Genomic DNA, 14,465 nt, shown 5'->3' with positions numbered 1-14,465 from the left:
GCGATGAGGTCCTTGAAGTCATCACAAGACTCAAGGCCGCCATCGCCGGCAAGCCGGCTCCTACAGGGATTTGGTGTTATTCGATGAAGGTGACTACGCCACCGGCCAACGACTTAACCCGTGCCAGCGACTCAACCCGGTAACCCTGCGCATCCAGCTCCGCACGACCCCCCTGGAACGACTTCTCGATCACGATCCCCAAGCCGGCCACGGTAGCGCCAGCTTGCTTGATGATCGAAATCAGCGCCTGGGACGCCTTGCCGTTGGCCAAAAAGTCATCGATCACCAGCACGCGGTCGCTGCTGGTCAGGTGGCGTGGGGAGATCGCCACGGTGCTTTCGACCTTCTTGGTGAAGGAGTACACCGTCGCCGACAACAGGTTTTCGGTCAGGGTCAGTGACTGTTGCTTGCGGGCGAAGATCACCGGCACGCCCAGGTTCAGGCCGGTCATGATGGCCGGGGCTATCCCTGAGGCTTCGATGGTGACGATCTTGGTGATGCCCGAGTCCTTGAACAGCGCGGCGAATTCGTCGCCGATCAGTTTCATCAGTGCCGGGTCGATCTGGTGGTTCAGAAAGGCGTCGACCTTGAGTACCTGATCGGAAAGCACGATGCCTTCTTCGCGAATTTTCTTGTGCAGTGCTTCCACGGAAAGCTTCCTCTGTTGACGCAACGGGCGCCGAAAGTAGATTAAAAAGTAGTCGATTCTAGCGCTTTAACATCGCGCGTATATCCGCCAGCGCGGTGTTGCCGCGAACGGCCTTCACCTCGGTCGGGGTGTCATCATTGCCTTCCCAGGCCAGGTCGTCCGGCGGCAGTTCATCCAGGAATCGGCTGGGGGCACAATCGATGATTTCGCCGTACTGCTTGCGCTTGGCGGCAAAGGTAAAGGCCAGGGTCTGACGTGCGCGGGTAATGCCCACGTAGGCCAGCCGGCGTTCTTCCTCGATGGTGTCAGCTTCGATGCTGGAGCGGTGTGGGAGGATTTCCTCTTCCATGCCCATGATGAACACGTAGGGGAATTCCAGACCCTTGGACGCATGCAAGGTCATCATCTGCACGCCCTCGGCGCCATCTTCTTCTTCCTGCTGGCGCTCGAGCATGTCGCGCAGCACCAGCTTGCCGATGGCGTCTTCGACGGTCATCTCGCCGTCTTCGTCTTTCTCCAGGGTGTTCTTCAGCGCTTCGATCAGGAACCAGACGTTGCCCATGCGGTAATCCGCGGCCTTGTCGCTGGAACTGTTGGTGCGCAGCCAGTTTTCATAGTCGATGTCCATGACCATGCTGCGCAGGGCGCTGATCGGGTCTTCGCCGGCGCACTGCTCGCGCACCTTGTCCATAAAGCGCTTGAAGCGCGACAAGCGATCGGTGAAGCGCGTGTCCAGGTGTTCGCCCAGGCCGATCTCGTCGGTGGCGGCGTACATCGAGATCTTGCGCTCGGTGGCGTAGTTGCCGAGCTTTTCCAGGGTGGTGGAGCCGATCTCGCGGCGCGGCACGTTGATCACGCGCAGGAAGGCGTTGTCGTCGTCCGGGTTCACGATCAGGCGGAAGTAGGCCATCAGGTCCTTGACTTCCTGGCGTCCGAAAAAGCTGTTGCCGCCCGACAAGCGATACGGCACCTGGTGGTGCTGCAATTTCAGCTCTATCAGCTTGGCCTGGTAGTTGCCGCGATAGAGGATCGCGAAATCGCTGTAAGGCCGGTCGGTACGCAAGTGCAGGCTGAGGATTTCCACCGCCACGCGCTCGGCTTCGGCGTCTTCGTTGCGGCAGCGGATCACGCGGATCTCGTCGCCATGGCCCATCTCACTCCACAGTTGTTTTTCAAACTCGTGGGGGTTGTTCGAGATCAGCACGTTGGCGCAACGCAGGATGCGGCTGGTGGAGCGATAGTTCTGCTCCAGCATCACCACTTTCAGGGACGGGTAGTCGTCCTTGAGCAGCATCAGGTTTTCCGGGCGGGCGCCGCGCCAGGCGTAGATCGACTGGTCGTCGTCGCCAACCACGGTGAACTGGTTGCGCTTGCCGATCAGCATTTTCACCAGCAGGTATTGGCTGGCGTTGGTGTCCTGGTATTCGTCCACCAGCAGGTAGCGCACCTTGTTCTGCCATTTTTCGAGGATGTCGGCGTGTTCCTCGAACAGCTTTACGGGCAGCAGGATCAGGTCGTCGAAGTCCACCGCGTTGAACGCCTTGAGCGTGCGCTGGTAGTGGGTGTAGACGATGGCGGCCGTCTGTTCCTTGGGATTGCGCGCATTTTCCAGGGCCTGGGCGGGCAGGATCAGGTCGTTCTTCCAGGCGCCGATCATGTTCTTGATCTCATCCACGCCGTCGTCGCCTGCGTATTCCTTCTGCATGATGTCGGTCATCAGCGACTTCACGTCGGTCTCGTCGAAGATCGAGAAACCGGGCTTGTAGCCCAGGCGCACGTGCTCCTTGCGGATGATGTTCAGGCCCAGATTGTGGAAGGTGCACACGGTGAGGCCACGGCCTTCGCCGCCCTTGAGCAGGGTGCCGACGCGCTCTTTCATTTCCCGCGCCGCCTTGTTGGTAAAGGTCATGGCGACGATGTACTGGGCGCGGATGCCGCACTGCTGGATCAGGTGCGCGATCTTGCGGGTGATCACGCTGGTCTTGCCGGAGCCTGCACCGGCGAGCACCAATAGAGGGCCGCCGACGTAGTTCACGGCTTCTTGCTGCCGGGGGTTGAGTCGGGACATACAGAATTTCAGGAGTCGTTATTCAAAAGGGCGGGCATTTTAACAGGCTCGCAGGATTCTGCTCTGTCAGAACGACAGTGTGACGTACCACTCGATCTAAATTTGCCGGTTTTGATACTTTGCCGCAGGATGTACGGGCATTTGCGACTATTGTTTGTAATCGGCGTATTTGATAACCCCTATCATTGGTGATTATCAGACCGCACGTCATAATGCCCGCCGCCAACGAATTCTTGCAGAGTCTAGGGAGCTAGCTTGTCTACGCCTGTCGAACCCTTGCGTTTGCTGCTACTGGCCGATGAGCCAGCGTGGGCAGCGTTATTGCGCGAGTGCCTGGCGCCGATGGGCGATGGGGCTGTGCTGATCAGCGCGCCAAATTGGGATTCCGTGAGCCGTCTGTTCGATGACGACCACGGTGCCGTGCTATTGACCACCCCCCACCTGCAACCTGGCCCGGGCCGCTGCAGCTTGCCTTGTGTATTGCTGCTGGAGCAGGAACCGCTGGTTTCTCCCCTCGGTGTCAGCGATTGGTTGATCCGTGATGTATTGGATGCCGATACATTGCGCCGCTGCCTGCGCCATGTGCGCGAGCGGGGCGTTCTGGAAAACACCTTGCAGCGCCTGGCCGAACAGGACCCGCTCACCGGAATCGCCAATCGCCAGGGTTTCCAGACCCTGCTGGCGGCGCGGCTGGCCGAGAACGAAGGCCGCGGCCTGGCCCTCTGTCACCTGGACCTCGACAACTTCCGCCACGCCAACGACGCCCTTGGCCACCAGGCCGGTGACCGGCTGATCCTGCAAGTGGTCTCGCGTCTCAAAAGCCAGCTTGAGGCCGGGGATCAACTGGCGCGCCTTGGCAGCGATGAATTCGCCCTGCTGATCGACACCCGCCGTGCACCCCAGCGCGCCGAATGGATGGCCGAGCGCATCACCGAAGTCATGGCCGAACCCTATTGGGTGGATGGCGAGAGCCTGCTGATCGGCTGCAGCCTGGGCGTGGCCCATGCCCGCGCCCGCGCCGGTGCCGACCCGCTGATGTGGCACGCGCATATCGCCATGCAGCAAGCCAAGAGCACCCAGGGCTGTACCTTTCATATCTTCAACGAACGCATCAACCGCAACGCGCGCAGCCTGGCCGACCTGGAAAGCGAACTGCGCCGCGCCCTGCGCCGTGATGAGCTGGAACTGCATTACCAACCGCGCCTGGATCTGGACGACGGGCATATCGTCGGCCTGGAAGCCCTGGTGCGCTGGCGCCACGGCGAGCGCGGCCTGTTGCCGCCGAGTGAGTTCGTGCCCCTGGCCGAGCAGAGCGGCCTGATCGTGCCCCTGGGCTACTGGGTGATTTCCCGGGCCCTGCGTGACATGCAGGACTTGCGCGAGCGCGGCCTGCCGCCGTTGCACATGGCAGTCAACCTGTCGTTCCGTCAGTTCCAGGACAGCCAGTTGCTTTCCACCCTCAGCCGGCTGATTGCCGAGCGTGGTGTGGAAGCGCAATGGCTGGAGTTCGAGCTGACCGAAACCGCCGTGATGCGCCGCAGTGACCTGGTCAAGCAGACCATGGACGCGCTCGGCCGCCTGGGTGTGCGCTTCTCTCTGGATGACTTCGGCACTGGGTTCTCCTCGTTCGTGCACCTCAACAGCCTGCCGATTGCCTTGTTGAAGATCGACAAGAGCTTCGTTGGCGGCATGGAAGAGCGCGAAGAGAACCGCAAGCTGGTGCACGCGATGATCAACCTGGCCCACAACCTGAACCTGGAAGTGGTGGCCGAAGGCGTGGAAACCCCTGAGCAACTGGCGCTGTTGCGTTTGTTTGGCTGCGACCAGGCCCAGGGTTACCTGATCAGCAAGCCGTTGCCGTTGCCGGAGCTGGTGGAGTACCTGACCTTCGGCAAAGGCCAACAAGCCCTTCTCGGTTGAATTGCAAACCCCATCAACTGTAGGAGCCGGCTTGCCGGCGATAGCGGTGTATCAGTACCAGATGAGTTATCTGACACACCGCCATCGCAGGCAAGCCAGCTCCCACAATTGAACCGGTGGATCCCCAGCTTCTTCAGGCAGATAATCCTGATCTGCGCCGCTGCCGTCTGACACAACGCGGATAAAACTGTGGGAGCTGGCTTGCCTGCGATGGCGGTATTTCAGCGCCAGATGAGTTGTCTGGTATACCGCCATCGCCGGCAAGCCAGCTCCTACATTGATCGGGTACATCCTCTATTCAGGCTGCATGGCCCCAAATTCAGTTTGAGCCGCAGAGTTCTTGCGGATCATGCGTTTCATCTTCGCTTCGAATGCCCACGTCAGGCTGATGGCCGCGCAGGCCAGGCCCAGGGCCAACCCCCACCACACCCCGGTCGGGCCCCAGCCCAGGTGGAAGGCCATCCACCACGCCGACGGCGCGCCAATCAACCAATAGCAACCCAACCCCACCAGGAAGGTGGTCTTGGCGTCCTTCAGCCCACGGATGCAGCCCATCGCGATGGTCTGCATGCCGTCGAACAGTTCAAACCAGGCCGCCACCGCCAGCAGGCTGACAGCCAGCACGATCACGTCGTGGAAGGCGGGGTCGTTATGGTCGAGGAACAGTCCGATCAGCGGATCGGAAAACAGCCACAGTACCGCTGCAAACCCTAGCATCACTGCCGCGCCAAACCCGATACCCACACGCCCGGCCAGGCGTGCCTGCAGCAACTGCTCGGCGCCGTAATGCTGGCCGATGCGCATGGTCACCGCATAGGACATGCCGGCCGGCACCATGAAGGCCACCGACACGATCTGCAGGGCAATCTGATGCGCCGCCAACTGTGTGCTGCCCATAGTGCCCATGCACAGCGCGGCGAAGGCAAACAGCCCGACTTCCACCGCGTACGTGCCGCCAATCGGCAGGCCCAGGCGCCACAGCTCGCGCAAATACTGGGTGTTGAGGCGCAACAGGCCTTTGCCCAGCGGGTAGGCCACGTAAGTCCGGTTGCTGCGGATGTACCACCACAGCGCCAGGGCCATGCTGTTGGCGACGAGGGCGGTGACTAGGCCAATGCCCATCAGCCCCAGTTTCGGCAGGCCGAACATGCCTTCGATCAGTGCATGGTTGAGCAGGTAGTTGGCCACCGCACCGCCGAGGCTGATCACCATCACCGGCTGCGCCTTGCCAATCGCGCTGGTAAAACCGCGCAGCGTCATGAAGCTGAGGAAACCCGGCAGGGCGAACGGCAGGATCGTCAGGAACTGCCCGGCCGAGTGCACGTTGGCTTCGGTCTGGCCAAACATCAGCAACAGCGGCTTGAGGTTCCACAGCAGTAAGCCCGCCACCAGCGCCATCAGCCACGCCAGCCAAAGCCCGGCCTGGGTCAGGCGGGTGGCGCCTTCGATATCGCCCGCGCCGTGCCGAATGGCCACCAGGGTGCCCACGGCAGCAATTACGCCGATGCAGAAAATCGACACAAAGGAATAGCTGGCCGCGCCCAGGCCTCCACCGGCCAGGGCTTCAGGGCTCAGGCGGGCCATCATCAGGGTGTCGGTCAGCACCATCAGCATGTGCGCCAACTGTGAGGCAATCAACGGCCCTGACAGCCGCAGAATGGCCCAGAGTTCGGTACGCGCCGGATGCTGCATGATCATCACACTCAAAAAGTCAGAGGGTTGGGGAAGGGTTGATTCTCGGCGCTCCTGGCGCATTACACAAAAGGATAAAAGCGATCGTTCGCATGACTAATACTCATACTTATAGATTCTGCTAGGGTGCCGGATTGCCTTGTAGGAGTTTTCCTTATGTCGCGCCGCCTTCCTCCGCTTTATGCCTTGCGTGCATTCGAGGCCGCGTCCCGGCATAACTCCTTCACGCGCGCCGCCGAGGAGCTGTCGATCACGCAGAGCGCGGTCAGCCGGCACATCCGCACGCTGGAAGAGCATTTTGCCTGCCGCCTGTTCCAGCGCAGCGGGCGGACCCTGCAACTCACCGAGGCGGCGCGCCTGCTGCTGCCCGGCGTGCGTGAAGGCTTTGCCGCGCTGGAGCGGGCCTGCCATACCCTGAATGCCGAAGATGACATCCTGCGCATGAAGGCACCCTCGACCCTGACCATGCGCTGGCTGCTGGCGCGTCTCAGTCGATTCCGCGCCTTGCAGCCGGGCAACGAGGTGCAACTGACCAGTGCGTGGATGAGTGTGGACGAGGTGGACTTCAACCAGGAGCCATTCGATTGTGCGGTGCTGCTGAGCTACGGGCATTTTCCAGCCGATTGGGAAGCCAGCTACCTGTTCCCGGAATTGCTGATTCCAGTGGGGGCGCCCAACCTGCTCGACGACGGCCCTTGGGATGCGGCGCGCCTGGCCACCGCCGAGCTGCTGCACCCCACGCCCGATCGGCGCGACTGGCGCAATTGGTTGGAGCGCATGGGCTTGTCGTCCCAGGTGTCGCTCAAGGGCGGGCAGGTGTTCGATACCCTTGAACTGGGCATGATCGCCGCCGCGCGGGGCTATGGAGTGTCCATGGGCGACCTGCTGATGGTGGCCGAGGACGTGGCGCAAGGGCGGTTGAGCCTGCCGTGGCCCACCGCCGTGGCCAGTGGCGAAAATTATTACCTGGTGTGGCCGAAAACCCGCCCCGGAGGTGAACGCTTGCGGCGGTTGGCGGAGTTTCTTCAAGGCGAAGTCAAGGCGATGGAATTGCCTCAGGTGCAGCGCCTCGACTGATGCGCGGACTACCGTTCGTGCAATCGTTTGCGCGATACCCCTGTGAATCGCTCAAGTATTGCCCAGGCCCGCCGAAGAAGGTGTGTTGGAACCATCGTGCACCAACGTTTCCCACCAGATAATTTGCCGAGCAGCGCTATGAGATCAGGATGATCCTGGCCTCGGCCAGGAGCTGTCATGTCTCAACCTCGCGCTCGGATCGCCTCCCAACTAGGCCTCGCCTTGGCCGTTATTTTGGCTGTCGTCATCAGCGGCAGTACCGTCTTCGCTTTGCGTTCCCTTGACTCGGCCAACCTCGACACCCGCGAGGAGCACCTGGCCAGCGAGGCGCGTTTGCTGGCCGACCAACTCAACACCTTCCACAGCACCTTGCGCGAGAGTACTCAGCGTTTGAGCGGGCTGTTCGAGAAGCGCTTCGGCGCCGGCTTGAGTGTGCGTGCAGACCGGCCAGTCACCGTGGCCGGCGTGCAAACCCCAAGCCTGTACCTGGGCGAGGATGTGCTGAACAACAACTTTGATGAAGTGGACGAGTTCAAGCAGATGTCCGGCGGCGTGGCCACGGTATTCGTGCGCAGCGGCGAAGACTTCATCCGCATCAGCACCTCGCTGACCAAGCAGGACGGCAACCGGGCCATCGGCACCGTGCTCGACCACCAACACCCGGCGTACCAGCGCCTGCTGGCCGGACAGAACTATGTGGGCCGGGCCGTGCTGTTCGACCGCTCCTACATGACCCAGTACACCCCGGTGCGTGACGCCAGTGGCAAGGTCATCGCCGTGTTGTTCATCGGCTTTGACTACACCGACGAGCAGAAGGCCCAGTTCGACAACCTCAAGCGCTTCCGTATCGGCCAGACCGGCTCGCTGGCGCTGTTGGACGAGCAGAAACACTGGCTGGTGCCACCGGCGGGTGTGCAGGCACTGGATCAAGCGATCCCGGTGATGCTCGACCTGGCGAAAAAGCCCGGTGAAGGCCGCTTCTGGAGCGACAAGAGCGAAGACTTCTACAGCGTCTCGGTACCGTTCGAAGGCGGCCCGTGGTCGGTGGTGGCAAGCATGCCGAAGTCCGAGATCCGCGCAGTCACCTGGGCGGTGGGTATTCGCCTGGTGATCGGCAGCGTGCTGGCGATGCTGTTGGCGGTCGGCGCGGCGGTCTGGCTGCTGCGCAGCAAACTGCAGCCATTGAGTGACTTGGTGCGCCAGGCCGAAGCCCTCGGCGCCGGTGATTTGAGCGCCCGTTTGAACGTGGCCAGCCATGATGAAATCGGCCAGTTGGCGCGCAGCTTCAACCAGATGGGTGAAGCCTTGTCGACCATGGTTTCGCATATCCGCAAGGCGGCGGAAGAGGTCAATAGCCGGGCACAGGCCTTGTCGGGGTTGTCCGGTGGTGCTTATGAAGGCATGGAACAGCAATCCGGCGAGATCACCAGCATGGCCGGCGCAGTGGAAGAGTTCAGTGCCACCTCGCTGAACATTGCCGACAACATGGGCAACACCGAACGTCTGGCCCAGGAAAATGCCCAGCAAACCCGCATCGGCCGCACCTCGATGCAAGAAGCCTCGTCGTCCCTGGAACATATCGCCACAGCACTGAACAGCACGGCCACGGTGATCAACACCTTGGGCCAGCGCTCCCAGGAAATCGGCGGGATTGTGGGGGTGATCACCTCGATTGCCGAGCAGACCAACCTGCTGGCGCTCAACGCCGCCATCGAAGCTGCACGGGCTGGCGAGCAAGGCCGTGGTTTTGCCGTGGTTGCCGATGAAGTGCGTAACCTGGCGTCGCGCACCCGTGAGGCTACCGATGAAATCTCCGGGATGATCCAGAGTATCCAGCAGGAAACCGGCAACGCCATCAGCACTATGGAGCGCGGTAATGTGTTGATGCAGGAAGGGCTGTCGCGCAACGCGGACGTGGCTTCGGCCCTGGCACGCATCGACGAGCAAAGCCGCTCGGCTGGCCAGCAATTTGCGGCGATCACCACCGCGACCCAGGAACAGAGCAGCACCGCGAACGTGCTCAGCAGCAACCTGCAAAGCATTGCGCTGGCCAACAGCGAGCAACGTGAAGTGGTGTCGAACCTGGCGATCACCGCCAAGGAACTGGAAACCCTGGCGGCGGGCTTGCGCCAAGAGGTCGACCGCTTCCGCTGACACCCCGCCCTCTGTAGGGGCCGGCTTGCCGGCGATAAGGCCCTCAGGCCTGGCGCAAACCTTGAAGCAGCCATCGCCGGCAAGCCGGCTCCCACAGGGGCGGTGTTGGGCTCAGATGATGGCTGCCGGCCGATATTGCAGGGCCTCTTGCAGGTGATGGCGTGCAATTGCGTCTGCCTGCTCAAGGTCGGCCAGGGTGCGTGCTACTTTCAGCAGTCTGTGAGCTGCGCGCAGCGATAAGGTCAGCCGCTCGCATGCGTTCTCCAGCCAGCTTTCGTCGGTCTTCACCAACTGGCAGTGCTCCTTCAGCCCCGGCAGGTCGAGGAAGGCATTCGCGCACCCTTGTCGCCGTTGTTGACGCTCCCGGGCTTCGGCCACCTGCGCCGAGGCTGTCGCAGTGTTGTCGCCAGCCTGTTGGGTCGGGTTGAGCGCCGTGGTTTCCCGGGCGACCGTGAGGTGCAAATCGATGCGGTCCAGCAGCGGCCCCGAGAGCTTGTTGCGGTAGCGCTGTATCTGTTCCGGCGTGCAGCGGCAGCGCCCGCTGGGTTCGCCCAGATAGCCGCAAGGGCAGGGGTTCATGGCTGCCACCAGTTGGAAGCGTGCCGGGAAACTCACCCGGTCGCGGGCGCGAGAAATCACGATATGACCCGACTCCAAAGGCTCACGCAGCACCTCCAGCACTTTGCGATCAAACTCCGGCAGTTCATCCAGGAACAGCACGCCGTGATGGGCCAGGGTGATTTCTCCCGGTTGCGGCTTTGACCCGCCCCCGACCAACGCCGGGCCGGACGCCGAATGGTGCGGCTGGCGAAACGGCCTGTGGGGCCAGTGGCTCAAGGGCGCCAAGCTGACGACGGACTGAATCGCCGCGACTTCCAGGGCTTCCTGTTCACTCAGCGGCGGCAGCAACCCCGGCAGGCGGCTGGCGAGCAAGGTCTTGCCCGTACCGGGTGGCCCGCTCAACAGCAGGTTGTGCGCGCCCGCCGCCGCGATCAGCAGCGCGCGCTTGGCTGCAAGCTGCCCTTGCACCTCGCTCAGGTCCGGGTAAGGCTTGTTCAGGTACAGCAGGCCGTCGGATTTGTACGGCTCAATCGGTACGTGCCCATTCAGGTGCGCCACCACCTGCAGCAGGTGGTCGACGGCGATCACCGTCAACCCCGACGCCAGGCACGCCTCCTCGGCATTCGCCCGGGGCACTATCACGGTGCGCCCGGCCTTGCGTGCCGCCAGCGCGGCCGGCAACACCCCCTTCACGGCACGCACCTCACCCGACAACGCCAACTCCCCCAGGCATTCCACGTTATCGAGCATCAACGACGGCACCTGCACGCTGGCCGCGAGGATTCCCAAGGCAATCGCCAAATCAAAACGCCCGCCGTCCTTGGGCAGGTCGGCGGGCGCGAGGTTGAGGGTGATGCGGCGGGCGGGGTATTGCAGCGCGCTGTTGAGGATGGCACTGCGTACGCGGTCCTTGCTTTCCTTGACGGCGGTTTCGGGCAGGCCGACCAGGGTCAGGGACGGCAAGCCGTTGGCCATGTGCACTTCGACGGTGACGGCAGGGGCTTCTACGCCAACCTGGGCGCGGCTGTGGACGATGGCGAGGGACATGCTCGTTCCTTGAATGGAGGGTCGCTTCCTGCGGTTTTTCAAGGGTAGACGAGGCGGGAGAGAGCGAGGCGGGGGAGGTTTTACAGAACGTATCCAGAGCAACCCACGGCGCTTTATGTGGGAGCTGGCTTGCCTGCGATGCAGACGACTCGGTATTTCAGTTGTACCGAGGTGATGCGATCGCTGGCAAGCCAGCTCCTACAGGGGGTGGCGTTATTCAGACGGCGGTGTCAGCCGTGCTTCCAGCTCTGCCACCTTCGCCTCCAGGCTCTCCAGCCGCGCACGCGTGCGGGCCAGGACCACCATCTGGCTATCAAACTCTTCCCGGCTGACCAGGTCGAGTTTGCTGAAGCCACTTTGCAGCAGCGCCTTGAACTGGCTTTCGATTTCGTTGCGGGGCAGCGGGGTGTCGCCGCTGAACAGGCGAGAGGCGTGGCCGCTCAGGGCGTCGAGGAGGTCTTTGGGCGCGAGCATGGGAAATATTCCGGAAAACTGTTGGCCGGCAGTGTACCACGCACCGTCTATAGTCTTTTTCACGGCCTGGGGCGCACGCTTTTCGCGCAATGGGGCGGGCAGTGGCGCACTGTTTTTGTGCGCATTGCCGCCGCCAAAAAGCCCGGCAGGTGGGCATAAGTGGGTAAAGGACTGATTTCAGTGATTTTTACGGAGCTGGCAAGGTTTCTGCTTAGACGATCATGACCCATGCACTGATGCAGTCGCTGTGACGAATGCAGTGCGCCGACGGATCAGGGGTACAGGTTTCGTCACCAGTGGTTCGCTGGCGTCGCAAAGGCAAATGCCGAGGCGACGACGCGTTACAAAGCCAGGCACTGCGCTTAGACTTGAGACGGGTTTGTTTTCCTGGGGCAAGTCCACCAATTCGGGAGAGAGTTTTCATGAAGCTAGTCACTGCCATCATCAAGCCGTTCAAGTTGGACGATGTACGCGAGTCGTTGTCCGAGATCGGCGTGCAGGGCATTACCGTTACTGAGGTCAAAGGCTTCGGTCGGCAGAAGGGTCACACCGAGCTGTATCGCGGCGCGGAATACGTGGTCGATTTCCTGCCGAAGGTGAAGATTGATGTCGCCATTGACGACAAGGATCTTGACCGGGTTATCGAAGCGATAACCAAGGCCGCCAACACCGGCAAGATCGGTGACGGCAAGATCTTCGTGGTCAATCTGGAACAGGCTATTCGCATCCGTACCGGCGAAACCGATACCGACGCAATCTAAGCCGCCAAACCCCAACGCCCCAGGAGAAAACAATATGACTCTGCGTAAATTCGCAGGGCTAGGAGCCCTGTTGTCCCTCGTAATGCCGGCCCTGGCATTGGCGGCGGACCCAGCCCCTGCTCCAGTCCTCAATTCCGGCGACACGGCGTGGATGCTCACATCCACCGCGCTGGTACTGTTCATGACCATTCCGGGCCTGGCGCTGTTCTACGGCGGCATGGTTCGCTCCAAAAACATTCTTTCCGTGATGATGCAGTGCTTCGCCATCACCGGTCTGATCACCATCCTGTGGTTTGTCTACGGCTACAGCATGGCGTTCGATACCACCGGTATGGAAGCGGGCGTTGTCAACTTCAATTCCTTCGTGGGCGGCCTGTCCAAGTTGTTCCTGTCGGGCGTCACCCCGGCGAGCATCACCGGCCCTGCGGCGCTGTTCCCTGAGGCGGTGTTCGTCACCTTCCAGATGACCTTCGCCATCATCACCCCTGCACTGATCGTCGGTGCATTCGCCGAGCGCATGAAGTTCTCCGCGATGCTGATCTTCATGGGCGTCTGGTTCACCCTGGTCTACGCGCCGATTGCCCACATGGTATGGGGCGGTCCGGGTTCGTTGCTGGGCGACTGGGGCGTGCTGGACTTCGCGGGCGGCACCGTGGTGCACATCAACGCCGGTGTGGCTGGCCTGGTGGCGTGCCTGGTACTGGGCAAGCGCAAAGGTTTCCCGACCACGCCAATGGCACCGCACAACCTGGGTTACACCCTGGTGGGCGCGGCCATGCTGTGGGTGGGCTGGTTCGGTTTCAACGCCGGTTCCGCTGCGGCGGCCAACGGCACCGCCGGCATGGCGATGCTGGTTACCCAGATCGCGACCGCTGCTGCGGCCCTGGGCTGGATGTTCGCCGAGTGGGTCACCCACGGTAAGCCAAGCGCACTGGGCATCGCCTCGGGTGTCGTGGCTGGCCTGGTAGCAATTACTCCGGCCGCTGGTACCGTGGGCCCGATGGGCGCCCTGGTGATCGGCCTGGCAGCTGGCGTGGTGTGCTTCTTCTGCGCCACTACCCTGAAACGCAAACTGGGCTACGACGACTCCCTGGACGCCTTCGGCGTGCACGGTATCGGCGGTATCCTCGGCGCGATCCTGACCGGCGTGTTCGCAGCCCCTTCGCTGGGTGGCTTCAACGCGGCTACCACTGACATCGCGGCGCAAGTCTGGATCCAGTGCAAAGGCGTCGGCTTCACCGTGATCTACACGGCCATCGTGACCTTCATCATCCTCAAGGTGCTGGATGCTGTGATGGGCCTGCGGGTTACCGAAGAGGAAGAGGCGGTTGGCCTCGACCTGGCGCAACACAACGAACGCGGCTACAACTTGTAAGTACGCGAAAAAAAGATGCCCGGCTTGCCGGGCATTTTTTTGTCTGGTGTTTGTCAGTCATGGAGCGCTGTAACGGTTTTTGCATCGAGTTTGTGATGGGATGCACACGGCACTTTTCAGCATGCGAATGTCTTACAGGCATGTAGGCGTATTCGACACTTTGTTTTTTCCCAGAGCGCGCTAGAATGCGCGCCGATGGGCGGAGAACTGTATGTGGCAACAGACCCTGATTACCCTGCGGGCAAAGCCCCGGGGCTTTCACCTGGTGACCGATGAGTTGCTGGCCGGCTTGCCTGAATTGAAGGCCTGTCGTGTGGGGCTTTTGCACCTGTGGCTGCAGCACACCTCGGCATCGTTGACCGTCAACGAGAATGCCGACCCGGCGGTTCGCCGTGACTTCGAACGTTATTTCAATTCGCTGGTGCCGCAAGGCCGTGCCGGGTTCGAACACAACGACGAAGGTCCGGATGACCTGCCGGCGCACTTCAAGGCCAGTCTCCTGGGCTGCCAGCTGAGTTTGCCGGTCAAGGCCGGCCGCTTGGCGATGGGGACCTGGCAAGGTGTTTATCTGGGCGAGCACCGTGATCATGGCGGTGCTCGTAAAGTCCTCGCCACCTTGCACGGTGAAGAGGCATAAGCCACTGGAAACCCAGTGGATGTTGATTTTTTTCCGGCAGCCTTCGACAG

Annotated in this window: 11 protein-coding genes; 6 read left to right on the top strand and 5 right to left on the bottom strand. The window is 61.8% G+C overall.

Features of this window, described 5'->3' with window-relative positions:
- Positions 1 to 76: 76 nt before the first annotated feature.
- Positions 77 to 649 (bottom strand): xanthine phosphoribosyltransferase, encoded by a 573-nt coding sequence (locus HX792_RS01340; RefSeq protein ID WP_010207474.1) that lies wholly within the window; start codon positions 647 to 649, stop codon positions 77 to 79.
- Between the two features lie 58 nt (positions 650 to 707).
- Positions 708 to 2,717 (bottom strand): DNA helicase Rep, encoded by a 2,010-nt coding sequence (rep, locus tag HX792_RS01335; protein WP_102061199.1) that lies wholly within the window; start codon positions 2,715 to 2,717, stop codon positions 708 to 710.
- A gap of 255 nt (positions 2,718 to 2,972) precedes the next feature.
- Here rep and HX792_RS01330 point away from each other — a divergent pair, with 255 nt between their 5' ends.
- Positions 2,973 to 4,637 (top strand): bifunctional diguanylate cyclase/phosphodiesterase, encoded by a 1,665-nt coding sequence (locus HX792_RS01330; RefSeq protein WP_176994440.1) that lies wholly within the window; start codon positions 2,973 to 2,975, stop codon positions 4,635 to 4,637.
- Between the two features lie 294 nt (positions 4,638 to 4,931).
- Here HX792_RS01330 and HX792_RS01325 read toward each other — a convergent pair whose 3' ends face one another.
- Positions 4,932 to 6,335, bottom strand: coding sequence for a NorM family multidrug efflux MATE transporter (locus HX792_RS01325; protein WP_176994439.1), 1,404 nt, complete (start codon positions 6,333 to 6,335; stop codon positions 4,932 to 4,934).
- 150 nt (positions 6,336 to 6,485) lie between these two features.
- Here HX792_RS01325 and HX792_RS01320 point away from each other — a divergent pair, with 150 nt between their 5' ends.
- Positions 6,486 to 7,406 carry a LysR substrate-binding domain-containing protein gene (locus tag HX792_RS01320; RefSeq protein ID WP_176994438.1) on the top strand — a complete coding sequence of 307 codons (921 nt, stop codon included), beginning with the start codon at positions 6,486 to 6,488 and terminating at the stop codon, positions 7,404 to 7,406.
- A gap of 177 nt (positions 7,407 to 7,583) precedes the next feature.
- On the top strand, positions 7,584 to 9,560 hold the full coding sequence (locus HX792_RS01315; protein ID WP_176994437.1) for a methyl-accepting chemotaxis protein: 1,977 nt from the start codon (positions 7,584 to 7,586) through the stop codon (positions 9,558 to 9,560).
- Between the two features lie 111 nt (positions 9,561 to 9,671).
- On the opposite strand, the gene HX792_RS01310 is transcribed toward HX792_RS01315, so the two are convergent.
- Together HX792_RS01310 and HX792_RS01305 are read right to left on the bottom strand one after the other, a co-directional pair.
- Entirely contained in the window at positions 9,672 to 11,168 is a 1,497-nt protein-coding gene (locus HX792_RS01310) for a YifB family Mg chelatase-like AAA ATPase (RefSeq protein WP_176994436.1), read from the bottom strand.
- Between the two features lie 213 nt (positions 11,169 to 11,381).
- Complete coding sequence (locus HX792_RS01305; RefSeq protein WP_176994435.1) at positions 11,382 to 11,642, bottom strand: accessory factor UbiK family protein; 261 nt, start codon at positions 11,640 to 11,642, stop codon at positions 11,382 to 11,384.
- 422 nt (positions 11,643 to 12,064) lie between these two features.
- Here HX792_RS01305 and glnK point away from each other — a divergent pair, with 422 nt between their 5' ends.
- From glnK to HX792_RS01290, 3 genes are all read left to right on the top strand, one after another.
- Positions 12,065 to 12,403, top strand: a complete 339-nt coding sequence (glnK, locus tag HX792_RS01300) for a P-II family nitrogen regulator (RefSeq protein ID WP_002555808.1) — start codon at positions 12,065 to 12,067, stop codon at positions 12,401 to 12,403.
- A gap of 34 nt (positions 12,404 to 12,437) precedes the next feature.
- A complete protein-coding gene (locus HX792_RS01295) occupies positions 12,438 to 13,778 on the top strand; it encodes an ammonium transporter (RefSeq protein WP_176994434.1) in 1,341 nt (446 codons plus the stop codon).
- A gap of 211 nt (positions 13,779 to 13,989) precedes the next feature.
- Entirely contained in the window at positions 13,990 to 14,415 is a 426-nt protein-coding gene (locus tag HX792_RS01290; protein ID WP_176994433.1) for a secondary thiamine-phosphate synthase enzyme YjbQ, read from the top strand.
- The last annotated feature ends 50 nt before the right edge of the window (positions 14,416 to 14,465 follow it).

The sequence above is a fragment of the Pseudomonas sp. B6002 genome (assembly GCF_013385985.1).
In the GTDB taxonomy this organism is placed as follows: Bacteria; Pseudomonadota; Gammaproteobacteria; order Pseudomonadales; family Pseudomonadaceae; genus Aquipseudomonas.
Note: the sequence above shows the minus strand (reverse complement) of the source record. Positions and strands in the feature narration are given on the sequence as shown.

What these genes read in the sequence shown, in the direction of transcription:
- rep (WP_102061199.1), bottom strand. Translation starts at nt 2,717, where the DNA reads ATGTCCCGACTCAACCCCCGGCAGCAAGAAGCCGTGAACTACGTCGGC.
- HX792_RS01325 (WP_176994439.1), bottom strand. Translation starts at nt 6,335, where the DNA reads ATGATCATGCAGCATCCGGCGCGTACCGAACTCTGGGCCATTCTGCGG.
- HX792_RS01320 (WP_176994438.1), top strand. Translation starts at nt 6,486, where the DNA reads ATGTCGCGCCGCCTTCCTCCGCTTTATGCCTTGCGTGCATTCGAGGCC.
- HX792_RS01315 (WP_176994437.1), top strand. Translation starts at nt 7,584, where the DNA reads ATGTCTCAACCTCGCGCTCGGATCGCCTCCCAACTAGGCCTCGCCTTG.
- HX792_RS01310 (WP_176994436.1), bottom strand. Translation starts at nt 11,168, where the DNA reads ATGTCCCTCGCCATCGTCCACAGCCGCGCCCAGGTTGGCGTAGAAGCC.
- HX792_RS01305 (WP_176994435.1), bottom strand. Translation starts at nt 11,642, where the DNA reads ATGCTCGCGCCCAAAGACCTCCTCGACGCCCTGAGCGGCCACGCCTCT.
- glnK (WP_002555808.1), top strand. Translation starts at nt 12,065, where the DNA reads ATGAAGCTAGTCACTGCCATCATCAAGCCGTTCAAGTTGGACGATGTA.
- HX792_RS01295 (WP_176994434.1), top strand. Translation starts at nt 12,438, where the DNA reads ATGACTCTGCGTAAATTCGCAGGGCTAGGAGCCCTGTTGTCCCTCGTA.
- HX792_RS01290 (WP_176994433.1), top strand. Translation starts at nt 13,990, where the DNA reads ATGTGGCAACAGACCCTGATTACCCTGCGGGCAAAGCCCCGGGGCTTT.